Below are 21,656 nucleotides of genomic sequence, written 5' to 3'. Positions count from 1 at the left end.
TGCCGCGGCCCGGGCACCCCGCACGATCTCCTCCGTCATCTCCTGCGTGGTGTTGCAGTTGGTGACGACGATCCGCACGTTCCGCACCCTGGTCAGACCTCCACCGGCTTCTCGGCGACGACCGCGGCGCCGGCCGTCCGCTCGTCGCGGCACAGCAGGACGTAGAGGCCGGCGCCGAGGGCCGTCCCGATGAACCAGGAATAGGGAGCCACATCGCTGAACGTCCTCACCAGTGCGAGGACCGCCGCGACCGCCGCGGAGGGCAGGAACGCCCACAGGGCCTTGGGGTTGACGCCCTTGCGGTAGTAGTAGCGGGAGCCGGGCCGGCCGTCGAACAGCTCCTGCACGTCGACCCGGCCGCGCTTCACCCAGTAGTAGTCGACCATGATCACGCCGAACAGCGGGCCGAGGAAGGCTCCGAGGCCGCCGAGGAAGTAGTTGACGACGGTCGGGTTGGAGAAGAGGTTCCAGGGCGTGACGACCAGAGCGGCGACCGTGCTGATCATGCCGCCGACCTTGAACGTGATCTTCTGCGGCCAGACGTTGGCGAGGTCGTACGCCGGCGAGACGAAGTTGGCGACGATGTTGACGCCCATGGTCGCGACGGCGAAGGTGAGCGCGCCCAGGACGAGCACCCACGTGTTGCCGACCTTGGCGACCAGTTCCGCCGGGTCGGTGATGGCCTCGCCGAACACCTCCAGCGAGCCGGCCGTCACGATCACGGAGACCACCACGAAGGCCGTCGAGTTGAGCGGCAGACCCCAGAAGTTGCCGCGTCGGACCGTCCGGTAGTCGGGCGCGAAGCGGGAGAAGTCGCAGAAGTTGAGCATCAGGGTGCCGTAGGTGGCGAGGATCAGGCCGATCGCGCCGAACCACTGCCGCCACTGCTCACCCACGGAGACCGGGTGCGGGGTGGAGGTGAGGGAGATGGTCCAGCCGGCCCTGGACAGCACCCACACGGCAAGGGCGATCATCACCAGCCAGATCGCCGGACCGCAGAAGTCCTGGAACTTGCGCACCGACTCCATGCCCTGGCTGATGATCAGCGCCTGGACCAGCCACAGGGACACGAACGACATCCAGCCGAGCGCGTCGAGGCCCAGGAACGAGTTGTGCGTCCAGGACTCGAGGCCCGGCCAGGCCGCCAGAAGCATCACGTTGACGGCGACGGAGGCCAGGTAGGTCTGGATGCCGTACCACATGATGGCGATCACGGCCCGGATGAGGGCCGGGATGTTGGCTCCCCAGACTCCGAAGCTGATGCGGCTGACGACCGGGAAGGGCACTCCGTGGCGCTGGCCGATCCTGCCCATCCAGTTCATGCCGACGTAGATGAGCACGAAGCCCACGAGGAGGGACGTGAAGATCTGCCAGACGTTCATGCCCAGGACCAGCAGCCCGGCGGCGAAGGTGTAGTTGCCGAGGTTGTGGACGTCCGACATCCACATGGCGAAGAGGTCGAAGACCTTCCAGTTCCGCTTGTCGGCGGGCGCGAGGTCTTCGTTGGTGAGCCGGGGGTCGGGAACGAAGGCTGGTGCGCCGGTGACTTCGGCGCTGTCGGCGAGGGACACGGGGCCTCCCTGAGCGAGGGGACGGAGGAGGAGGACTACGGCCGATCGTTTGGTATACCAAACTGCGGACATGGTCCCGCCGTCAAGCGTTCTGACCGATGACCGTCCCGTTACGGCCCGGTAAAAGCCCCCTCGCATCGGCGAGGATGGGTCCATGACGAAGATCGAACCGCTCGGAGCGGTGCGCGAACGGGTGTTGGGCGCCCTTCGGCAGGAGATCATCGCCGGCAGTCTCCGCCCCGGAGACCGACTCGTCGAGCGTGAGCTCGCCGAGCGCTTCGGCGTCTCCAGAGTTCCGGTGCGGGAAGCCATCCGGGCCCTCGTGGCCGAAGGCTTCGTCCTGTTCGAAACCCCGCGCCGTACCGTCGTACGCCCCTTGAGCCCCACCGACGTCGACGAGCTCTTCGAACTGCGCGAGGCCCTGGAGGTCTACGCCGCCGGTCTCGCCGCCGCCCGCGCCACCCCGGAGGACCTCGCCGAGCTGCGCGAACTCCTGACACGGGCGGCGAGCGCCACCGAAGCCGGAGACGCCGAGACGATCACCGACATCAACACCCGCTTCCACGACCGTCTCCTCGCCATGGCGGGCAACACCTTGCTGATCTCGGTCATGGAACCCGTCGCCGGACGCCTGCAATGGCTCACCCGCCGCAACGAGGAATGGCCCCAGCTCCTCACCGAACACCAGGAGCTCTACGACGCCATCGCCTCCGGCGACCCCGACCGCGCCCGCTCCCACGCCCTCCACCACGTACAGGCCAACTACCGCTCCACCGTGCGGCAGCTCTTCGGGGACGACGTCCACGAAGCCCCGTCCGCCTGAACCTCGCCGCCGAGGGTCCGACCGCCGCGGCGGCAGACCGCCGCCCACGGACCGAGGACCGCAGGCCATCGGCCCACCCGCGACCTGCCACCTGCCACCTGCCACCCTTCACTGGCCGGCGGCCTCCGCTGTCGCCGGCCGCCGGTCGCCGGTCGACGCTACGGGCTACGCCAGTCCCGCCGCCCCGGCTGCCGTCCGGAGCACATCGCGCAGCATCTCGGGGGTGAGCCGGCCGGTGAAAGTGTTGCGCTGACTGACATGGAAGCAGCCGAAGACGTCGAGACCGTCACCGTGCTGCGGGCCGTCCAGGCGCACCCGCGTTCCGTGCGCGAAGCCGGGCCTCGGCCGCGGCACAGCCCAGCCCGCCTCGGCGAACGCGGGCAGCGCGGCCTGCCAGCCGAAAGAGCCGAGCACCACGACCGCGCGCAACGTCGGCCTCAACAGCCGCAGCTCCTGCACGAGCCAGGGCCGACAGGTGTCCCGCTCCCCCGGCGTGGGCCGGTTGGCCGGCGGCGCACAGTGCACCGGCGAGGTGACCCGCACGCCGTACAGCTCCAGGCCGTCGTCGACGGAGACGGCGGTGGGCTGCGAGGTCAGACCCACGTCGAACAGCGCCTGATACAGCACGTCCCCGGAACGGTCGCCCGTGAACATCCGCCCCGTACGGTTCCCGCCGTGCGCGGCCGGGGCCAGCCCGACGATCAACAGTCGTGCATCGGACGGCCCGAACCCGGGAACGGGCCGCCCCCAGTACGTCCAGTCCGCGAACGCAGCCCGCTTGTCACGCGCCACCTCCTCACGCCAGGCCACCAGCCGAGGACACGCGCCGCACCCCGCGACACGCCGGTCAAGCTCGACAAGGGCCGAGCCGGACCCGCCGAGCAGTCCGCTGGAGATGCCGGCGGCGGAACGACCGGAACGGGCGCGGGCGGTAGCCCCGGCGGAACGAGCGGAGCGGGCGCGGGCGGTGCCCGAGAGGTCGGGGGTGCCAGAGGATTCGGGCGTGCCGGAGGCGTCGTTGCCGGAGGCGTCGGAGGCGTCGGAGGCGTCGGAGGCGAAGCCATCGTTGCCGGAGGCGTCGGGGGCGGAGGCGTCGTTCCCGGAGGCGTCGGAGGCGTCCATATCTCCACCGTAAGACCGCGCCGCGCAAACCCTGGGGGGCCACCCCCTCCCCTCCCCTCCCCTCCCCCACCCGCCCCCTCCCCGTCACACCCAGCGTCGTGCAGCCCGCAGCAGATCCGTGTTCGACTCGCGTCGGGTCCAGGCGATGAGCGCGAGCGGCACCAGCAGGATGAGCGGTGTCGCCGCGTTCTGGCCGTCGAAGACCGTGACCTGGACGACGAACGCGCCCACCATCAGCGCTCCCAGAGCGATCGCCGCCACGGACTGGAGCACGGGGACCAACAGGGCGATCGCACCGGCGAGTTCGAGGACGCCGACGGTGTACATGCCTGCACTGCCCCAGCCCATCGTGTGGAAGGCCTCGGAAGCCGACGGGTGCGCGATCAGCTTGGGGAGCGCGCTGGCGACCCCGTAGAACAGCGCGAGGATCACCTGCAGGCCCCGCAGGGCGATCCGGGCGCGGCGGCCTCCGGTGGGAGCGGAGGGGGAGTCGGTCGTGGTGGCGAGCGAAGCGGTGGTCTCGGACATGGGGTCCTCCTGCGGTCAGCGGTTCGTCGTGGTGTCACGCCGGTCGCAGAGGTAGACCGCTCTCCGACACACAACTCATCGCCTCGCACCAGGTTTTCCCGCCCGCCCGGGTTCCGCGCTCCCGCCTCCCATCCCTCCCTTTCCCTCTCTCCCCTCCTCCCTCGCTCTCCCCGCTCGTCCCCTCCTCCCCGCCGTCAGCGCTGCTTCCGTGTCATGCCCCTCCTGCCCCGCCGGTGTCCGCAGCCTCCCGACTGCCGCCCGATCCCCGATCCGTGGTCGGCACCGCCCGTACCCAGACCCTGTCCTGCGTCACGTACCGGTCGACTCTCAGGCCGGCTTCGGCGAGTGCCTCCTCGAACTGTTCTCGGGTCAGGGGCCGGGACAGAAAGGTCTGTGTCCACACGGCGTCGGGGAACTCGTACTCCGCGTGCACGGAGTGGACGCCCTCCCCGGCGGGCTCGGCCGAGACGACCCGGACCGTGAAGCCGCTCGGGTCGACCCGTTCGCGGGGCACGTCGGTGTGATAGTCCTCGCCCTCCCGTTGGATCAGCACACATCCGCCCTCGGCGACGTGGCGTAAGCAGGTTCGCAGCAGCCCGCGCCGCACCTCGACGTCGCCGCTGTGCACGAGGAAGGAGGCGAGCATGACCACGTCGAACGTCTCGCCCAGGTCGAGGTGCTCGATCGGACTGCATATCGTGCGCGTTCCGCGGACGCGCTCCAGCATCTCGGCGGACTCGTCGACGGCGGTGACGGTGAATCCCCGCTCCAGCAGGGCGTGGGTCACTCGCCCCACGCCGCTGCCGAGTTCCAGGATGCGGGCGCCGGCGGGGGCCGCCGCCGCGACGATGTCCGGCTCGTTCCCGACCGGGAGTCGGGTGTAGAACTCGACCGCGCAGCCGTCCGGGGTGATCGCACCCGGGCCGGTTCCCTTGTATCCGTGGCGCATTTCTCGTGTCATACCCGTCCAACGGGCGGGTTGCGGAGGACCGTTCCCAGCCTGGGGCGGTTCACCTGTTCGAGTGATGGCCCGCCGTTCGATCGCGTCCGCGGCGGCGAAGGAGCCTGTGGATGGCGTCCGGGCGGAGGAGTACGTTGAGGTGAGGAGCCGTGATCGGGATGCGTACGGGCAGTGAGCCGACGACAGCGCGCAGTGCACTGCGGATGCGTCTGTGGCTGTCCCTGTGGGGACTGGCCTGGGCGGTCTTCGGGACGGCCGCGTTCGCCGTGGTGGGGCGCCCGGGGTGGGCGGCGGCCTGCGGGGTGCTGTGGGTGGTGATCACGGTCGACATGACGGTGGTCCTCAGGCACATCCGGCAGGGCCCCCACTACCAGCCGGGCCGGGACATCCCCCCGTACCGGCCGCCGGAGCATCATCCGCGGTGACGAGCCAGCCTCAACTGACGAGCCAGCCTCAGCCGACGAGCCCACCTCAGCTGTCGAAGCGTGCGGCCTTCAGGTACTCGGGGTTGGGATCGAGTGCGGCGGCCAGCCGGAAGTGACGTGTGGCCTGGTCGCCGCGGCCCTGTCGTTCGAAGGTGCGGCCGAGTGCGAAGTGCGCGAACGCGTTGTCCGGCTCCCGCTCCAGAACGACGGTGAACTCCAGCTCGGCGGGGCGTAGTTGAGCGGCGGCGAAGAAGGCGCGCGCCCGCAGGAGCCGGGCGGCGGTGTTCTCGGGGTGTGCGGCGATGACCGAGTCGAGCAATTTCACCGCGCCCCGCGGGTCCCGTGCGGCGAGGAGCTGTTCCGCGGCACGGAAGTCGATGACGTGCGTCTCCGGAGTACGTCCGGTCGAACCTGCGGTATTGGGCACGGAAAAATCCTTCCCTTGCTGGAAGGGTTCAACGCGCGGAGCCGGCGGCGCTATTCCGGGGAGGTCCCGCGCCGTGCGTGTGCTCGGCCTACGAGGTCGTCCCAGACGTCCTGCACGCGTTGTTCCAACTCGGCCAGTGGCACGTCGTTGTCGATCACGATGTCGGCGATCGCCCGGCGGTCCTCGCGGGTCGCCTGGGCGGCCATGCGGGCGCGGGCGTCGTCCTCGGTCATGCCGCGCAGCCGGACGAGCCGGTCCAGCTGGGTGTCGGGCGCCGCGTCGACGACGATGACGACGTCGTACAGGGGGGCGAGGCCGTTCTCGGTGAGGAGGGGGACGTCGTGGACGACGACGGAGTCCTCGGGGGCCGCCGTCTCGAGGTCGTGGGAGCGGGCGCCGACGAGGGGGTGCACGATCGAGTTGAGGACGGCGAGTCGCTCGGGGTCGGTGAAGACGATGGAGCCGAGCCGGGGACGGTCGAGGGTGCCGTCGGGTGTCAGCACGTCCTTCCCGAAGGCCTCGACGACGGCCGCGAGACCGGGGGTTCCCGGGGCGACGACCTCGCGTGCGATGCGGTCCGCGTCGATGAGCACGGCTCCGTGCTCGACGAGCAGCCGTGACACCTCGCTCTTGCCGGCGCCGATCCCGCCGGTCAGGCCCACCTTCAGCATGAGCGGAAGCTTAGGCCCTGCCGGTGACGGTGCGCCCGGCGGGCCGGGCGTTCCGCTTCCGGGCGCCGCTGTCTGCGCGGCGCCCGGGAAGCAGTCGGCTGCTCAGCCCTCGCCTTCCCGTTCCGCCAGGAAGCGCTCGAATTCCAGGCCGATCTCGTCGGCGGACGGGATGTCGACCGGCTCGGCGAGCATGTTTCCGCGGGTCTCGGCGCCGGCGGCGGCGTCGTACTGGTGCTCGAGGCCCTGGACGAGAGCGGTCAGCTCTTCGTCGCCTTCCTGGATCTGGCGGTCGATCTCGGTCTGCGTGCGGTGTGCGTCCGTGCGCAGGGCGTGGGCGACGGCGGGAAGGACCAGCCCGGTCGCCGCGGTGATCGCCTCGAGGACCGTCAGGGCGGCGTCGGGGTACGCGGAGCGGGCGATGTAGTGCGGCACGTGTGCGGCGACGCCCAGGATGTCGTGGCCGGCTTCCATGAGGCGGTACTCGACGAGCGCTTCGGCGCTGCCGGGGACCTGGGCCTCGTCGAAGGGGCTGCGGTGGCCCGGCATGAGGTCGGTGCGGTTGCCGTGCGGGGTGAGGCCCACGGGTCGCGTGTGCGGTACGCCCATGGGGATGCCGTGGAAGTTCACGGACAGGCGGACGCCGAGCCGCTCGATGATCTGCTGCACGGCGGCGGAGAAACGCTCCCACTCGACGTCCGGCTCGGGGCCGGACAGCAGGAGGAAGGGGGCGCCGGTGGTGTCCTGGAGGAGCCGCACCTCGATGGCCGGTTCCTCGTACTCGGTCCATCGGTCGCGCTTGAAGGTGAGCAGCGGGCGGCGGGCGCGGTAGTCCACGAGCCGGTCGTGGTCGAAGCGGGCGACGAGCTGGTGGGGCAGCGAGTCGAGAAGCCGCTCGACGATCTGGTCGCCGGTCTCGCCCGCGTCGATGTATCCGTCGAAGTGGTAGAGCATGACTAGTCCGGCCGACTCCTGGGCCAGCGCCATGTCGACGACTGCCAGGCCCTTCGGCTCCCATGCGTACAGACTCTGCGGATCAAGCACTTGGACTGCTCCTCCTCGTGTTCCTTCCGAACAACACCCTTGGGAGCGTGGGCATTCCCGGCCGAGCCCCATGATCGGAGGACTCGTGCGGGACGGGGTCGCGGTCAGCACCGAGGGCCCGCACCTCGAAAGGTGCGGGCCCTCGGCTACGTGCTACGCCTCAGTGGCTGCGATCACTGCTGATCGCTGCGGTCTGCTGCGATCAGCTCTGGCCGCCGGCCAGCTTCTCGCGCAGCGCGGCGAGCGCCTCGTCCGAGGCCAGCGCGCCGGACGTGTCGGCGCCCTCGGAGGAGTAGGAGCCGCCGCCACCGCTGGACGCGGCCGGAGCCGCACCCGCCGTGTCGCCACCCTCGGCAGCGGCCTTCTCGTCCGCCTCGCGGGACTTGATGACCTGAGCCTGGTGCTGCTCGAAGCGCGTCTGCGCCTCGGCGTACTGGTTCTCCCAGACCTCACGCTGCGACTCGAAGCCCTCGAGCCAGTCGTTGGTCTCGGGGTCGAAGCCCTCGGGGTAGATGTAGTTGCCCTGGTCGTCGTACGACGCGGCCATGCCGTAGAGCGTCGGGTCGAACTCGACCGAGGCCGGGTCGGAGCCGAAGGACTCGTTGGCCTGCTTCAGCGACAGCGAGATCCGGCGACGCTCGAGGTCGATGTCGATGACCTTGACGAAGATCTCGTCGTTGACCTGGACGACCTGCTCCGGGATCTCCACGTGGCGCTCGGCCAGCTCGGAGATGTGGACCAGACCCTCGATGCCCTCGTCCACGCGGACGAACGCACCGAACGGAACCAGCTTCGTGACCTTGCCGGGCACGACCTGGCCGATCTGGTGGGTGCGGGCGAACTGCTGCCACGGGTCTTCCTGGGTCGCCTTCAGCGACAGGGAGACGCGCTCGCGGTCCATGTCGACGTCGAGGACCTCGACCGTGACCTCCTGGCCGACCTCGACGACCTCGGAGGGGTGGTCGATGTGCTTCCAGGACAGCTCGGAGACGTGGACCAGACCGTCGACGCCGCCCAGGTCCACGAAGGCACCGAAGTTGACGATCGAGGAGACGACGCCGGAGCGGACCTGACCCTTCTGGAGGGTCGTGAGGAACGTCTGGCGCACCTCGGACTGGGTCTGCTCCAGCCAGGCGCGGCGGGACAGGACCACGTTGTTGCGGTTCTTGTCCAGCTCGATGATCTTGGCCTCGAGCTCCTTGCCCACGTAGGGCTGGAGGTCGCGGACGCGGCGCATCTCGACGAGGGAGGCCGGCAGGAAGCCACGGAGGCCGATGTCAAGGATGAGACCACCCTTGACGACCTCGATGACGGTGCCGGTGACGATGCCGTCCTCTTCCTTGATCTTCTCGATCGTGCCCCAGGCGCGCTCGTACTGGGCGCGCTTCTTCGAGAGGATCAGGCGGCCTTCCTTGTCCTCCTTCTGGAGAACAAGGGCTTCGATCTCGTCACCGACGGCGACGACCTCGTTGGGGTCGACGTCGTGCTTGATCGAGAGTTCGCGGCTCGGGATGACACCTTCGGTCTTGTAACCGATGTCGAGCAGGACCTCGTCCCGGTCGACCTTCACGATGACGCCGTCGACGATGTCGCCGTCGTTGAAGTACTTGATCGTCTCGTCGATCGCGGCGAGGAAGGCTTCCTCGTTACCGATGTCGTTGACCGCAACCTGCGGGGTGGTGGCGGTGGTCTCGGTGCTGCTCGTCATGTGGGAAAGGGCTCCGGTTACGGACAGAAAGTCGTAGGTACTGCTACGCCGGGAGCCCGTGTCGCTCTGAAGAAGCCGGACAGCCAAGGACGCGCCCCACCAGGAACTGGTGACGACGCCTCGAAAACCGAGGGGACATACAACAGATGCGAGCGCAGCCTGCTACGTCTGAGGTGCGCAGGCTCGCAGCGCAACTTGTAGCATACGGGGGCAGCCGGGCAGGGTCAATGCGCGAAGGCGCACACCCGGGGCGGATCACCGCAAACCCGGCACACAACCTTTCTCCTGAGGCCACGCAGGCCGCAGGAAGCTCCTCCGGCGACACCACAGGTGCGCCGTCGGGCGGGTTGCACGGAAGAGTACGACGAGGGAGCCGATCATCCAAGAGCCCGCATCGTCCGAGCCGGTCTTCGAGCCGGAAGCCACCCGACGCGACGCCGACGTCGCCGAGAGCTCCCGGGCCAACCGGGGCTGGTGGGACCGCAACGCGGACGAATACCAGGTCGAGCACGGCACTTTCCTCGGCGACGACCGCTTCGTGTGGGGACCCGAGGGTCTGGACGAGGTGGAGGCCGAGCTGCTCGGCCCGCCGGAGGAGCTGAAGGGCAGGTCGGTCCTGGAGATCGGCGCCGGCGCGGCGCAGTGCGCGCGCTGGCTGGCCGCCCAGGGCGCCCGTCCGGTCGCCCTGGACCTCTCCCACCGGCAGCTCCAGCACGCGCTGCGCATCGGCGGCTCGTTCCCGCTGGTGTGCGCCGACGCGGGCGCGCTGCCCTTCGCGGACGCCTCCTTCGACCTGGCGTGCTCGGCGTACGGGGCGCTGCCCTTCGTCGCCGATCCGGTGCTGGTGCTGCGGGAGGTGCGGCGGGTGCTGCGTCCGGGCGGGCGTTTCGTGTTCTCGGTGACCCATCCGATCCGCTGGGCGTTTCCCGACGAGCCGGGTCCCGAGGGCCTTTCCGTGTCCTCCTCCTACTTCGACCGCACTCCTTACGTCGAGCAGGACGATCAGGGCCGCGCCGTGTACGTGGAGCATCACCGCACGCTGGGCGACCGGGTCCGCGACATCGTGGCGGGCGGGTTCCGGCTGGTGGACCTGGTCGAGCCGGAGTGGCCGGCCTGGAACTCGTCGGAGTGGGGCGGCTGGTCCCCGCTGCGCGGCAACCTGATCCCGGGCACGGCCGTCTTCGTCTGCGAGCGGGACCAGGGCGCGTAGGCGGCGACCGACCGCCGCCGACGCCGTGTGTTCGTCCTGGCGTCCTGCCGTCCTCCTGTTTGCCTACGGGCACGCGCTGCACGTACGCGTACGCGCGCGTACGTGTAAGGAGGCGGCGTACGACACTGGGTGCGTGATCCCCCGTTTCGACGCCCTGGACGCGCTGCCCGTGCGGGCCGCCCTGCCCGAACTGAACGACGCCCTGGAGGGGCACGGCGCTGCCGTGCTCGCCGCGCCGCCCGGCACCGGCAAGACGACGCTGGTGCCGCTGGTGCTGGCCGGGCTGCTGGGCGAGGGGCCCGCGCGGCGGGTGGTGGTGGCCGAGCCGCGGCGTATCGCGGCACGGGCCGCGGCGCGGCGGATGGCCTGGCTGCTGGGCGAGAGGCCCGGGGACAGCGTCGGTCACACCGTGCGCGGCGAGCGGGTCGTCGGGCGGCACACGCGGGTGGAGGTCGTCACGACCGGCGTGCTGCTGCAGCGGCTCCAGCGCGACCAGGAGCTGACGGGCGTCGACGTGGTGGTGCTGGACGAGTGCCATGAGCGCCATCTCGACGCGGACGCCTCGGCCGCGTTCCTGTGGGACGTGCGCGAGACGCTGCGGCCCGAGCTGCGGCTGGTGGCCGCCTCGGCGACGACGGACACGGCCGGGTGGGCGCGGCTGCTGGGCGGGGCTCCGGTGGTCCGGGCCCACGGCTCGGCGTTCGACGTCGAGGTGGTGTGGGCGCCGCCGGTGCGCGCCGTGCGGCCGCCGCACGGGATGCGGGTCGATCCGGCGCTGCTCGCGCATGTGGCGTCGGTGGTGCGGCGGGCGCTCGCGGAGCGGTCGGGGGACGTGCTGTGCTTCCTGCCGGGCGTCGGGGAGATCGCGCGGGTCGCGGGGCAGCTGGGGGCGCCGGCGGGGGTGGACGTGCTGCAGGTGCACGGGCGGTCGCCGGCGGGGGTGCAGGACGCGGTGCTGTCGCCCGGTGTGCGGCGCCGGGTGGTGCTCGCCACGTCCGTGGCGGAGTCCTCGCTGACCGTGCCGGGGGTGCGGGTGGTCGTGGACTCGGGTCTGGCGCGGGAGCCGCGGGTGGATCACGCGCGTGGGCTGAGCGCGCTGGCGACCGTGCGGGCTTCGCAGGCGGCGGGACGGCAGCGGGCGGGCCGGGCCGGGCGTGAGGCGCCTGGGGCGGTGTACCGGTGCTGGGCGCAGGCGGAGGACGTCCGGCTGCCGGCGTTCCCGGCTCCGGAGATCAAGGTCGCCGATCTGACGGCGTTCGCGCTGCAGGCGGCCTGCTGGGGTGATCCGGACGCGTCGGGACTCGCGCTGCTCGACGCGCCGCCGGCGGGGGCGATGGCGGCGGCGCGGGAGCTGCTGACGGCGATCGGCGCGGTGGACGCGGCGGGCCGGGCGACGGCCCGGGGGGTGCGGCTGGCTCGGCTGGGGTTGCATCCGCGGCTGGGGCGGGCGCTGCTGGACGGGGCGGCGCTGGTGGGGTCGGAGCGGGCGGCGGAGGTGGTCGCGCTGCTGAGCGAGGAGGCTCCGCGGGAGTACGGCGACGATCTGGCGGCGGCGCTGCGCGGCGCCCGGCGCGGGGGCGACGCCTATGCCGGGAAGTGGCGGTCGGAGGTGCGGCGGCTGCGGGCCGTCGCGGCGGATGTCGGCGTGCCGGCCGCGCGGGAGGCGTCGTCGGGTTCGGGGGGCGTCGGGAGCGGGGTGGTCGCCGGTGAGGATCTGGCCGTGGGCCACGTGGTGGCCCTGGCCTTCCCGGAGCGGGTCGCGAGGTCCGACGGGGGGTCGTGGCTGATGATCTCGGGCACCCGGGCGGAGGTGCGGGAGGGGTCGGGTCTGCGGGGCGCCCGCTGGCTCGCCGTCGCCGTCGCGGACCGGCCGGTCGGCAGGGGGCACGCGCGCGTGCAGTTGGCGGCGGTGGTGGACGGGGAGGTGGCGCGGCTCGCGGCCGGTGCACTGCTGGACGAGCGGGACGAGGTGCGCTGGGCCGACGGGGACGTGGTGGCGCGGCGGGTGGAGCGGCTCGGGGCGGTGGAGCTCGCGGCGCGTCCGCTGCGGGACGCCGACGCGGCACTCGTGCGCGGTGCGTTGGTGGAGGGGCTGGAGAAGGAGGGGCTGGGGCTGCTGCGCTGGTCGGCCGAGGCGGCCGTGCTGCGCGAGCGGCTGGCTTTTGTGCGGTTGCGGCTCGGTGAGCCGTGGCCCGACGTCGGCGACGCGTCGTTGCTCGCGCGCGTGGACGAATGGCTGGAGCCGGAGCTCGGTCGGGCGCGGCGGCGGAGCGATCTCGGGCGGATCGACGCCGGGGCGGCGCTCGGACGGCTGTTGCCGTGGGCGTCCGGTGAGGCGGGCCGGCTGGACGAGCTCACGCCCGAGCGGATCGCCGTCCCCAGCGGGTCCAGGGTGCGGATCGACTACGCGGACCCGGAGCGGCCGGTGCTGGCGGTGAAGCTGCAGGAGATGTTCGGGCTGCAGGAGTCGCCGCGGGTGGCGGGGGTGGCGTTGCTGGTGCATCTGCTGTCGCCCGCCGGGCGGCCCGTGGCCGTCACCGCCGACCTCGCGTCCTTCTGGAGGGAGGGCTACAAGGGGGTGCGGGCGGAGTTGCGCGGCCGGTACCCGAAGCATCCCTGGCCGGAGGATCCGGCGGCCGCCGAGCCGACCCGGCACACCAACGCGCGGCTCAGGCGGTGACCGGCTGCGGTGCGGCGGGGGCGGCGGGCGCGGGCGGCCGGGGGCGGCGGGCGCGGGCCTCCAGGCAGAGGGAGAGCGACAGGAGCAGGACGGCCAGCAGGAGGAAGCTCCACGGCAGGTAGGAGGTCAGCAGCAGGACCAGGGTGCGGTTGGCTTTGACGACGGACACCGTGTGGTCGATGTAGTCCTCACGCATCTTGACGTGTCCGGCGAACGCGGTGACCTTGGCGCGGCCGCCGAGGAGGGTGCCGCCGCGCAGTTCCTCCTGATGGATCTCCTCGCCGTTGACCGGTGCTCCGGTGACGGGTTCGACCCAGAACTTGCGGACCGTGGTGTACCAGCGGGTGGTGCCGGTCTTGGCGATGTCCGCCGGGGTGATGCCCTTGACCGGCATCGTCTTGGGCATGGCGACCTGGGTCCAGGGGACGGTCTGCTCGAAGTAGTAGACCTTCAGGCCGCGGAAGGTCCGGGTGCCCTGGTAGTGGATGGGGGCGCTGGTGCGGGTCTGGGCGTCGAAGTACTCGTAGTCGCGCTTCTCCGTCAGGAACGGCCACTTGAACTCGATGCCCTTGCGGCGGACGGGGTCGCCGTCGACCGTCTCGCCGGTGGCGTGGACGGGTTCCTGGGTGTGGGCGTCGAAGATGTAGCGCTCGGGGACCTGGGAGACCATCTTGCCGTCGGGTCCCTGGACGTAGGACAGGCCGTCCCAGACGACGACGTCCCGGCCGGCCGTCTTCTCGATCTTCTCGGAGGCTTCGACGTCGCCTTTGAGGGTCTGCACGATGGTGACCTTCGGGACGGTGCGGGCGATGAGGCCGTTGCCGTAGTCGAGGAGGGTGGCGTTCTTGGCCTCCAGGACCATCGTCTGGTACTCGTTCGCGGGGATCTTGGCCAGGCGGGGGAAGGCGTACCAGCGCATCAGGGGGGAGAGCGCCGCGAAGAACACGGCGAGGGCGAGCAGGATCAGGCTTGTCTTGCGGCGCATCCCGGCCTCCTTCGCGGGCGGTGGTGCGGTCAGGGGTGGGCGGGGACGGTCGTCAGCAGGGGTTTCGGGGAGGTCCGTCCGGCCGGGGCGCCGAGCGCGGTGAGGGTGAGCACCAGGGCGAGCGCGAGGGCGAGGCCGGTCGCGGCGGCGATCAGAGCGCGCATCAAGGCCTCCTGAAGCGGCGGAACTCCGCACGGAACTGACAGGGCGTCAGGGCGGGCACCGTAGCAACGCGCGCGTGAGATGAGAACACGTCGGACACGACGGCGGCGGCCCCTCGGTGTGGAGAGGGGCCGCCGTCGTCGTGCGGAGGCGGTGTGGACCGCGTGCGGACGTACGGGCGGGTGCGCCCGGCCGCCCTGACCTACGAAGCGGAGGGCGTCGCCTCCGGCTCCGACTCCACGGGTGCGGGGGTGGGCGTCGACGTCTCGGCGGCCGTGACGGTCAGTTCGACCGTGAGGACGGCTCCGCCGGCGGTGGTGATGCGCAGCAGGTAGGCGCCGGCGGTGTCGTCCGCGTACAGCTGCGGCAGCCGCAGCAGGCCGTCGGCGTCCGTCTGCAGGTCCAGGGTGCGGACGGGGTTGCCGGCCGCGTCCTTGAAGTAGGGGCCCTTGTCGTTCGTCGTCGGGTCGTCGGCCGACTTGACCAGGGTGGCCGTGGCCGCGACCTTGTCCGCTGCCGCCCCCTTGTACGTGGCCTTCACCTCGACGGGCGTGGCGAACTGGCCGCCGGCGGTGCAGGTGAGTGCGGCGTCGCCGGTGCGGGCGAGGGCGTCGGCGGCCCGGGGGGTGACGGTGGCCGCGTAGTCGAGGGCCGACAGCGTACGGCCGAGGACGGTGGCGCGGACGGTGAAGGCGCCGCTCTTCTCGCCTGCCTGGAGGGCGGGCGCGAGGGCGATGCCCTTGCTGTCGGTGACGATCGTGGCGACCTTCTCGCCGCCGGTGAACTCGGCGTCGGTGTCGCCGACGACGGTGAAGCGGACCCTCACCTTGGCGACGGCCTTGCCGGCGGCGGTCTCCGCCCGGGCGCTGACGCGGTCCGTGTAGACGTCGCCCGCCATGGCGGTGATCTTCGCCGGGCCCGCGGCCTCGAGGTGGTGGACCGTCTCGGTCGGTGTCGGGGCCGGCGTCGGGGTCGGCTTGGCGGGCGTGGACGGCTTGGTCGGCTTACCGGGCGTGGACGGCTTCGCCGGCGTGCCGGGCGTGCTCGGGACCGACGGCGTGCCGGGCGTCGTCGGCACGGACGGCGAGGTCGGCGTGTAGTCGTCGCTGCGGTCGGTCGGCACGGCGCCGGTGCCGTCGGGGATCTCGTGCGAGCCCTTGCGGTAGTACTCCAGCCACGACAGGACGGTGTTCAGGTAGTCCGTGGAGTTGTTGTAGCTGAGGATCGCGGTGCGCATCCCGGTCGTCGTCGCCATGTCCCAGCCGTAGCGGCACAGGTAGTGGCCGGCGGCGAGTGCGGCGTCGTAGATGTTGTTGGGGTCCTTCTTGCCGTCGGCGTTGCCGTCGCGGCCCGCCCACGCCCAGGTGGACGGAATGAACTGCATGGGGCCCACGGCGCGGTCGAAGGTGCTGTCGCCGTCGTAGGCGCCGTTGTCGGTGTCCTTGATGTTGGCGAAGCCGCTGCCGTTGAGGACCGGTCCGAGGATCGGCGAGACGGTCGTGCCGTCGGCGGTGACGTTGCCGCCGCGCGCCTGGCCCGACTCGACCTTGCCGATGGCGGCGAGGAGTTGCCAGGGCAGGTTGCAGCCCGGCTTGGCCTGCGCCAGCTGGGCCTCGGCCTTCTTGTAGGCGTCGAGGACGGTCGCGGGGATGCCGGACTCGCCGGCGCCGGCGCCCGCCGGAGTGGTGGCGGAGCTCTGGGTCGGCGCCGGGGCGGGGCTGTGCAGGGGCGGCAGGTCCGTGTAGTACGGCGAGTTGCCGGTGGCGCTGCCGTCCGTGCCGGCGTCGACGCCGTTCTCGGCGGCGGGGGTGTCAGCGGCGGTCCGTCTGCCCTGGGTGTCGGCCGTGACGTCCGGTGCCTGGGACGCGGCCAGAGCCGCGACCGCCAGTGCGGCCACGGTCGTGTTGACCGCTCCCTTGCGCAGCCTTGTGCCGAAGTGCGCCGACATGAAGTGAGACCCTCCCGGTGTCGCCCTTGCCACTCGCGTGACGAATCAACTGCCACTCGTGTGACGATCAACCCGCCCCGCAGGTTGCATGCGTGGGCGGTTTGCGCTGTTCTGTTCTTCGGTTCGGCACGCCGTCGGACGCGGCGACCCAGGCGACCCTACGACAACTTCTTTTTGACCGGCACCCGTTCGGGCGCCGTTTTCACCGGCCGCTCACGCGACAAGAGCCGGGAACCGCGCCCCGCACACCGGACGTCGTTGATCAACGGGTCGGCAGGCCCGTCGACATCCGCCCCCGGGAGCCCCGTTGCCGTTCACTCTGAGTCACGCCGCGGCCGTGCTGCCCGCCGTGCGCACCGACGGCTCCGGCCGCGGACGGCTGGTGCCGGCCGTTCTCGTGGCGGGGTCGTTCGCCCCCGACCTCACCTACTACGCGGCGAGCGTCCGGCCCGAGGCCATGGAGTTCGGCGACGTCACGCACTCCTTCCCCGGCGTGTTCACGGTGGACGTGCCGCTGGCGTGGATGCTCGTGGGGCTGTGGCTGCTGGTGCGCGAACCGCTGGTCGCACTGCTGCCGCGCGCACGGCAGGGCCGGACCGCCGCACTGACCCGTTGCGGAGCCCCCCGTGCGCGTGCCCGCGCGTCCACGGTCCTGTGGTGGTACGTGTCGGCGGTGGTGGGCGCGCTGACCCACGTGGTGTGGGACGCGTTCACGCACCTCGACCGCTGGGGCATGCGGTTGTTCCCCGTACTCGGCGAGAAGATCGCCGGCTCGCCCCTGTACTGGTATCTGCAGTACGGCGGGTCCGCGGTCGCCGCGGTCGTGATCGCCGTGTTCCTGGTACGCGCGGTGCGCCGCACTCCCGACGCCGAACCGGTGGGGGTCGCGGTGCTGTCGGCGGCGGACCGGTGGTGGGCCGCCGCCGTGATCGGCTGCTGTGCGCTGGTCGCAGCGGTGCGGCGGGCGACGCGCTGGTGGGACTACTGGGGTGCGCGCGACGCGAAGCCGTGGGAGCTCGTCCCGACGGTGTGTTTCGGCGCGGGGTCGGGGCTGGTGGTGGGTGTGCTGGTGTACGCCGTCGGCGTGCGGGTGTGGCGTCCGGCCGCCCCCGGCGGGAGCGCCGGGGAGCCGGAGCCGACGGCAGTCAGCGTGGGAGGGCGCCGTCCCCAGGCCCGGTGAGGGGCGCGGGGGGCGCGACGAAGAGCGGGATGCGGGATGCCGCCCTGCGCGGTCCGCGGCGCCGGCCGAGGACGCGGAGGACGAGCGCCGGACGGCCGTGCAGCGCCTCGGCCCACAGCCGCCGGGCGCCGCCGCGCGGGACGAGGCGGCGAACGAGCCGGGACACCGACGGGGGCACGAGTGCGGCGAGCGCCGTGCCGCGCAGCCGGACGGCGGCCGTGTGCAGGGCGGCGCCGGGGGTTCTCGGGATGCGGGGGGTGGCGGCCCGGGGGGCGCGGGCGGGGCGCGGGCGGCTCCAGGGAGCGTCACCGGCGCGGAGCCGCGCGGATGCGGCGGCCGTGGCGTGAACGCGTGCGTGGGCCTTTCGGCGGTGGAGCAGGCGTATACCCATGGCCGCATCCTGGCGGCGGGAGACGGCCGGGTCCTGTTCTCGGGGGCCACGCGGGTGAGGCTCCTCGGGGGGCAAGCCGGTGCGAGGCCCCTTTCCGCGGCGCCGGAGCACTGCCGCCAGGCCCGCCCAGGGCTGCGGGCACGCGAAGCGCCACCGACCACCGGCGCCACCCGGCCGCGCGCAGCCGCCTCACCGACCTCACGGACCTCACTGAGGTCCGGCCGCCCGATCATCTGCGGGCAGCCCGATCTGCGTGCAGCCAGCTCGACCGGCGGCACCTGTTCGCCGGAACGACCGACGCGGCGGAGGCGGCCTGATGTCCGACCGGGGGACGCGCCCCGACCGCCGTTACGCGCCCCGACCGCCGGGATACCCGCCCCGCCGGCCGCCGGCACGACCGGCGACGTGCCGACCGCCGGAGAGCCGGTGCCCGCCGCTGACCGTGCCGGAACCGAGAACGACGCCATGCCGTGCCGGAACCCTGAACGACCCATGCCGTGCCGGAACCCTGAACGACGCCACGTCATGCCCGAGGCGTGAAAGACGTCGCCTCGCCGCCCGATCGGCTGCCGGAAGCCGACCGGGCACCGCCGCGGGCACGAGCCGGCCGCTCGGAAGCCGGGAACAGGTTGCCCAGCAACCCGGCCCGGCCGCCGGCTCCACCGACCGCCGGACTCCACCGGCCGCCGGGCTCGACCGCGCCGTCGGCCTCCGGAGCCCGGCCGGCCTCCGCGGGCCGGCCGAACTCCGCTGGTCCGCCCGGCCGTCGGGGTCAGTGCGCCGCCGACTCCCAGTCCGTGCCCGAGCCGACCGACACGTCGAGGGGGGCCCTGAGCTGGACGGCCCCGGCCATCTCGCGGCGGACCAGCTCCTCCACGGCCGCCTGCTCGCCCGGAGCGATCTCCAGGACGATTTCGTCGTGGACCTGGAGCAGCATGCGCGACGTGAGGTCCGCCGCCCGCAGCGCGGTGTCCACCTTGAGCATGGCGATCTTGACGATGTCCGCCGCCGTGCCCTGGATGGGCGCGTTGAGGGCCATGCGCTCGGCGGCCTCGCGACGCTGACGGTTGTCGCTGTTGAGGTCGGGCAGATAGCGGCGGCGGCCGAACAGGGTCGCCGTGTAACCGGTCGCCCGCGCCTCGTCGACGGCGCGGCGCAGGTAGTCCCGTACTCCGCCGAAGCGTTCGAAGTAGGCGTCCATCAGGGCGCGGGCCTCGCCGGCCTCGATGTTCAGCTGCTGGGACAGGCCGAACGCCGACAGACCGTACGCCAGCCCGTACGACATGGCCTTGATCTTGCGGCGCATCTCCGCGTCCACCGCGTCCCGCTCGACGCCGAACACCTGCGAGGCGGCCGTGGTGTGCAGGTCCTCGCCGGAGGTGAACGCCTCGATGAGACCCGCGTCCTCGGAGAGGTGGGCCATCACGCGCAGTTCGATCTGGCTGTAGTCGGCCGTCATCAGCGACTCGAAGCCCTCGCCGACGACGAACCCGCGGCGGATCGCCCGGCCCTCGTCGGTGCGGACGGGGATGTTCTGCAGGTTGGGGTCGGTGGACGACAGACGGCCCGTCGCGGCGACCGTCTGGTTGAACGTCGTGTGGATACGGCCGTCCGCGGCGATCGTCTTGATCAGGCCCTCGACGGTGACACGGAGCTTCGCCTGCTCGCGGTGACGGAGCATGACGACCGGCAGCTCGTTGTCCGTCTGGCCGGCGAGCCAGGCCAGCGCGTCGGCGTCGGTGGTGTAGCCGGTCTTGGTCTTCTTCGTCTTGGGCAGGCCCAGTTCGCCGAACAGGACCTCCTGGAGCTGCTTGGGCGAGCCCAGGTTGAACTCGTGGCCGGCGGCCGCGTGCGCCTCCTTCACGGCCTGCTGGACCGCGCCCGCGAACATCTGCTCCATGGCCTCCAGATGGGCGCGGTCGGCCGCGATGCCGTGCCGCTCCATGCGGGCCAGGAGGGCAGACGTCGGCAGCTCCATGTCGCGCAGCAGGTCCGCCGCGCCGACCTCCTCCAGACGGCCGCGGAAGGATTCGCCGAGGTCCACGATGGTGCGGGCCTGCACCATGAGCGCCTCGGCCTCGGCGCCGTCGTCCGTGCCGAAGGCGAGCTGCCCGTCGGCCGCGGCGGCCGGCGCCAGTTCGCGGCCCAGGTACTCCAGGGACAGCGCGTCCAGGTCGAAGGAGCGGCGGCCGGGCTTGACCAGGTAGGCGGCGAGGGCGGTGTCCATGAAGACGCCTGCGACGGACCAGCCGTGCTCGGCGAAGACCCGCATGACGCCCTTCGCGTCGTGCAGCACCTTGGGGCGGTCCTCGGCGGCGAGCCAGGCCGCCCACGCGTTCTCCTCCGCCTCGTCGAGTTCCGTCGGGTCGAACCAGGCGGCCGCTCCCCCGGCGGCGGCGAGGGCGATCTCGGTGACCGAGCCGGCGCCCAGCGCCCAGGCGTCGACGGTGGCCACGCCCAGGGTCTGCGTGCCGTGCTCGGCGAGCCAGCCGGCCAGCTCGCCTGCGCCCAGCACCGTGCCGTCCAGTTCCACACCGCCGGTGATCACCGGAGCGGCCTCGGCCTCCTGGCCGCCCGGGTCGACGGCGAGCAGCCGCTCGCGCAGCGACGGGTTCCTGATCTCCAGGGTGTCCAGGATCATCGCGACGGCCGTGCGGTCGTAGGGGGCGCGCTCCAGGTCGGTGACCGACCCCGGCAGCTCGACGTCGCGGACCATCTCGGTGAGGCGGCGGTTGAGCTTGACCGATTCCAGGTGGTCGCGCAGGTTCTGCCCGGCCTTGCCCTTGACCTCCTCGACGCGCTCGACGAGCTCCGCGAACGAGCCGAACTGGTTGATCCACTTCGCGGCCGTCTTCTCGCCGACGCCGGGGATGCCCGGGAGGTTGTCGGACGGATCGCCGCGCAGGGCAGCGAAGTCGGGGTACTGCGCCGGCGTCAACGCGTACTTCTCGAAGACCTTCTCCGGGGTGAAACGGGTCAGCTCCGAGACGCCCTTCGTCGGATACAGCACGGTGGTGTGCTCGGAGACCAGCTGGAAGGAGTCGCGGTCGCCGGTGACGATCAGCACCTCGAAACCCGCGGCCTCGGCCTGGGTGGTCAGGGTGGCGATGACGTCGTCGGCCTCGAAGCCGTCCACCGCGAAGCGGGAGACGTGCATCGCGTCGAGCAGTTCGCCGATCAGCTCGACCTGGCCCTTGAACTCGTCGGGCGTCTTGGAGCGGTTCGCCTTGTACTCGGTGAACTCCTCGGAACGCCATGTCTTGCGGGACACGTCGAACGCGACCGCGAAGTGCGTCGGCGCCTCGTCACGCAGCGTGTTGGCGAGCATCGACGCGAAGCCGTAGATCGCGTTGGTGGGCTGGCCCGTCGCGGTGGTGAAGTTCTCCGCGGGCAGCGCGAAGAACGCGCGGTAGGCCAGCGAGTGCCCGTCCATGAGCATCAGGCGCGGACGGCTTGCGCCGGCGGGGGTCTCGGTCTTCTTCGATGCTGTCTCTGCCACGACCCCGATCCTGCCACGCCCCACCGACACTCGGTCCCGGCCGCCACGGATCCCGCCACTCCCCGGGCCCGGACCTCCGGTCCCAGCCGCCGACCCGCCCCGGCCCCGGACCTCCGGCCCCGGCCCCCCGGCCCTGCCCGCGGGCCCGGTCCGCCGGCCCGCCCGCCGGGCCGTGCTCGCCGGGCCGTGCTCGCCGGGCCACGTGCGGCGTCCGGCCGCACGACAGCCCCCGGACCGCACGGGCAACGGTCCGCCGCAGGCCCGCCCGGGTTCGATGTCGGCGTCGCGTGCGAGGATCTGGGGCGTATCGCACCCACGGCAGGT

Annotated in this window: 18 protein-coding genes and 1 pseudogene; 5 read left to right on the top strand and 14 right to left on the bottom strand. The window is 72.1% G+C overall.

Translation table 11 applies throughout. The features are described from left to right. Both ACN6LD_RS16300 and ACN6LD_RS16295 read right to left on the bottom strand, forming a co-directional pair. Positions 1–78 (bottom strand): annotated as a pseudogene (locus ACN6LD_RS16300) (aspartate/glutamate racemase family protein); the annotation flags it as partial. Between the two features lie 14 nt (positions 79–92). Next, positions 93–1,571, bottom strand: a complete 1,479-nt coding sequence (locus ACN6LD_RS16295) for an NCS1 family nucleobase:cation symporter-1 (protein WP_445043527.1) — start codon at positions 1,569–1,571, stop codon at positions 93–95. A 154-nt stretch (positions 1,572–1,725) separates the two neighbouring features. Here ACN6LD_RS16295 and ACN6LD_RS16290 point away from each other — a divergent pair, with 154 nt between their 5' ends. Then, positions 1,726–2,394 carry a GntR family transcriptional regulator gene (locus ACN6LD_RS16290; RefSeq protein WP_319198028.1) on the top strand — a complete coding sequence of 223 codons (669 nt, stop codon included), beginning with the start codon at positions 1,726–1,728 and terminating at the stop codon, positions 2,392–2,394. 165 nt (positions 2,395–2,559) lie between these two features. Here the strand turns inward: ACN6LD_RS16290 and ACN6LD_RS16285 are convergent, their stop codons facing one another. From ACN6LD_RS16285 to ACN6LD_RS16275, 3 genes are all read right to left on the bottom strand, one after another. Beyond that, entirely contained in the window at positions 2,560–3,279 is a 720-nt protein-coding gene (locus ACN6LD_RS16285; protein ID WP_319198030.1) for a uracil-DNA glycosylase, read from the bottom strand. A gap of 321 nt (positions 3,280–3,600) precedes the next feature. After that, positions 3,601–4,044: a DoxX family protein gene (locus tag ACN6LD_RS16280; protein ID WP_319198635.1), complete on the bottom strand. Its 444-nt coding sequence runs from the start codon at positions 4,042–4,044 to the stop codon at positions 3,601–3,603. Between the two features lie 211 nt (positions 4,045–4,255). Then, entirely contained in the window at positions 4,256–4,993 is a 738-nt protein-coding gene (locus ACN6LD_RS16275) for a class I SAM-dependent methyltransferase (protein ID WP_319197220.1), read from the bottom strand. A 170-nt stretch (positions 4,994–5,163) separates the two neighbouring features. On the opposite strand from ACN6LD_RS16275, the gene ACN6LD_RS16270 reads away from it, so the two are divergent. Next, on the top strand, positions 5,164–5,430 hold the full coding sequence (locus ACN6LD_RS16270; RefSeq protein WP_319197222.1) for a DUF6343 family protein: 267 nt from the start codon (positions 5,164–5,166) through the stop codon (positions 5,428–5,430). A gap of 46 nt (positions 5,431–5,476) precedes the next feature. Here ACN6LD_RS16270 and ACN6LD_RS16265 read toward each other — a convergent pair whose 3' ends face one another. From ACN6LD_RS16265 to rpsA, 4 genes are all read right to left on the bottom strand, one after another. Continuing rightward, positions 5,477–5,857: a tetratricopeptide repeat protein gene (locus ACN6LD_RS16265; protein WP_319197224.1), complete on the bottom strand. Its 381-nt coding sequence runs from the start codon at positions 5,855–5,857 to the stop codon at positions 5,477–5,479. Positions 5,858–5,907: 50 nt separating this feature from the next. Next, the gene (gene coaE, locus ACN6LD_RS16260) at positions 5,908–6,528 is read right to left on the bottom strand and encodes a dephospho-CoA kinase (protein WP_445043526.1); all 621 of its coding nucleotides are present in this window, start codon (positions 6,526–6,528) and stop codon (positions 5,908–5,910) included. A 102-nt stretch (positions 6,529–6,630) separates the two neighbouring features. After that, positions 6,631–7,569: a PAC2 family protein gene (locus ACN6LD_RS16255; RefSeq protein ID WP_319197228.1), complete on the bottom strand. Its 939-nt coding sequence runs from the start codon at positions 7,567–7,569 to the stop codon at positions 6,631–6,633. A gap of 202 nt (positions 7,570–7,771) precedes the next feature. Beyond that, a complete protein-coding gene (gene rpsA, locus ACN6LD_RS16250) occupies positions 7,772–9,277 on the bottom strand; it encodes a 30S ribosomal protein S1 (protein ID WP_057580242.1) in 1,506 nt (501 codons plus the stop codon). 376 nt (positions 9,278–9,653) lie between these two features. Here rpsA and ACN6LD_RS16245 point away from each other — a divergent pair, with 376 nt between their 5' ends. Further along, on the top strand, positions 9,654–10,487 hold the full coding sequence (locus ACN6LD_RS16245) for a class I SAM-dependent methyltransferase (RefSeq protein WP_445043544.1): 834 nt from the start codon (positions 9,654–9,656) through the stop codon (positions 10,485–10,487). 136 nt (positions 10,488–10,623) lie between these two features. Next, positions 10,624–13,167: an ATP-dependent helicase HrpB gene (gene hrpB / locus ACN6LD_RS16240; protein WP_445043543.1), complete on the top strand. Its 2,544-nt coding sequence runs from the start codon at positions 10,624–10,626 to the stop codon at positions 13,165–13,167. On the opposite strand, the gene ACN6LD_RS16235 is transcribed toward hrpB, so the two are convergent. From ACN6LD_RS16235 to ACN6LD_RS16225, 3 genes are all read right to left on the bottom strand, one after another. Then, a complete protein-coding gene (locus ACN6LD_RS16235) occupies positions 13,157–14,152 on the bottom strand; it encodes a DUF3068 domain-containing protein (RefSeq protein WP_445043525.1) in 996 nt (331 codons plus the stop codon). The genes hrpB and ACN6LD_RS16235 overlap by 11 nt on opposite strands. Before the next feature lie 29 nt (positions 14,153–14,181). Beyond that, positions 14,182–14,316, bottom strand: coding sequence for an SPW_0924 family protein (locus ACN6LD_RS16230; RefSeq protein WP_445043524.1), 135 nt, complete (start codon positions 14,314–14,316; stop codon positions 14,182–14,184). Between the two features lie 200 nt (positions 14,317–14,516). Beyond that, a complete protein-coding gene (locus ACN6LD_RS16225; protein ID WP_445043523.1) occupies positions 14,517–16,262 on the bottom strand; it encodes a lytic murein transglycosylase in 1,746 nt (581 codons plus the stop codon). A 307-nt stretch (positions 16,263–16,569) separates the two neighbouring features. Here ACN6LD_RS16225 and ACN6LD_RS16220 point away from each other — a divergent pair, with 307 nt between their 5' ends. Then, complete coding sequence (locus ACN6LD_RS16220) at positions 16,570–17,442, top strand: DUF4184 family protein (RefSeq protein WP_319198146.1); 873 nt, start codon at positions 16,570–16,572, stop codon at positions 17,440–17,442. Here the strand turns inward: ACN6LD_RS16220 and ACN6LD_RS16215 are convergent. Next, on the bottom strand, positions 17,408–17,833 hold the full coding sequence (locus ACN6LD_RS16215; protein ID WP_445043522.1) for a hypothetical protein: 426 nt from the start codon (positions 17,831–17,833) through the stop codon (positions 17,408–17,410). The two genes, ACN6LD_RS16220 and ACN6LD_RS16215, sit on opposite strands and share 35 nt — an antisense overlap. A 772-nt stretch (positions 17,834–18,605) precedes the next feature. Further along, positions 18,606–21,332 (bottom strand): DNA polymerase I, encoded by a 2,727-nt coding sequence (gene polA / locus ACN6LD_RS16210; protein ID WP_445043521.1) that lies wholly within the window; start codon positions 21,330–21,332, stop codon positions 18,606–18,608. Positions 21,333–21,656 lie beyond the last annotated feature (324 nt).

The organism is Streptomyces sp. SAS_272 (assembly GCF_052543235.1).
The sequence above is the reverse complement of the archived record's forward strand: the minus strand, read 5'-3'. Positions and strand labels throughout refer to the sequence as shown.

Coding starts and splice junctions, on each gene's coding strand:
- ACN6LD_RS16280 (WP_319198635.1), bottom strand. CDS start 4,044: ATGTCCGAGACCACCGCTTCGCTCGCCACCACGACCGACTCCCCCTCC.
- ACN6LD_RS16235 (WP_445043525.1), bottom strand. CDS start 14,152: ATGCGCCGCAAGACAAGCCTGATCCTGCTCGCCCTCGCCGTGTTCTTC.
- ACN6LD_RS16290 (WP_319198028.1), top strand. CDS start 1,726: ATGACGAAGATCGAACCGCTCGGAGCGGTGCGCGAACGGGTGTTGGGC.
- ACN6LD_RS16215 (WP_445043522.1), bottom strand. CDS start 17,833: ATGGGTATACGCCTGCTCCACCGCCGAAAGGCCCACGCACGCGTTCAC.
- ACN6LD_RS16270 (WP_319197222.1), top strand. CDS start 5,164: ATGCGTACGGGCAGTGAGCCGACGACAGCGCGCAGTGCACTGCGGATG.
- coaE (WP_445043526.1), bottom strand. CDS start 6,528: ATGCTGAAGGTGGGCCTGACCGGCGGGATCGGCGCCGGCAAGAGCGAG.
- ACN6LD_RS16225 (WP_445043523.1), bottom strand. CDS start 16,262: ATGTCGGCGCACTTCGGCACAAGGCTGCGCAAGGGAGCGGTCAACACG.
- rpsA (WP_057580242.1), bottom strand. CDS start 9,277: ATGACGAGCAGCACCGAGACCACCGCCACCACCCCGCAGGTTGCGGTC.
- ACN6LD_RS16275 (WP_319197220.1), bottom strand. CDS start 4,993: ATGCGCCACGGATACAAGGGAACCGGCCCGGGTGCGATCACCCCGGAC.
- ACN6LD_RS16230 (WP_445043524.1), bottom strand. CDS start 14,316: ATGCGCGCTCTGATCGCCGCCGCGACCGGCCTCGCCCTCGCGCTCGCC.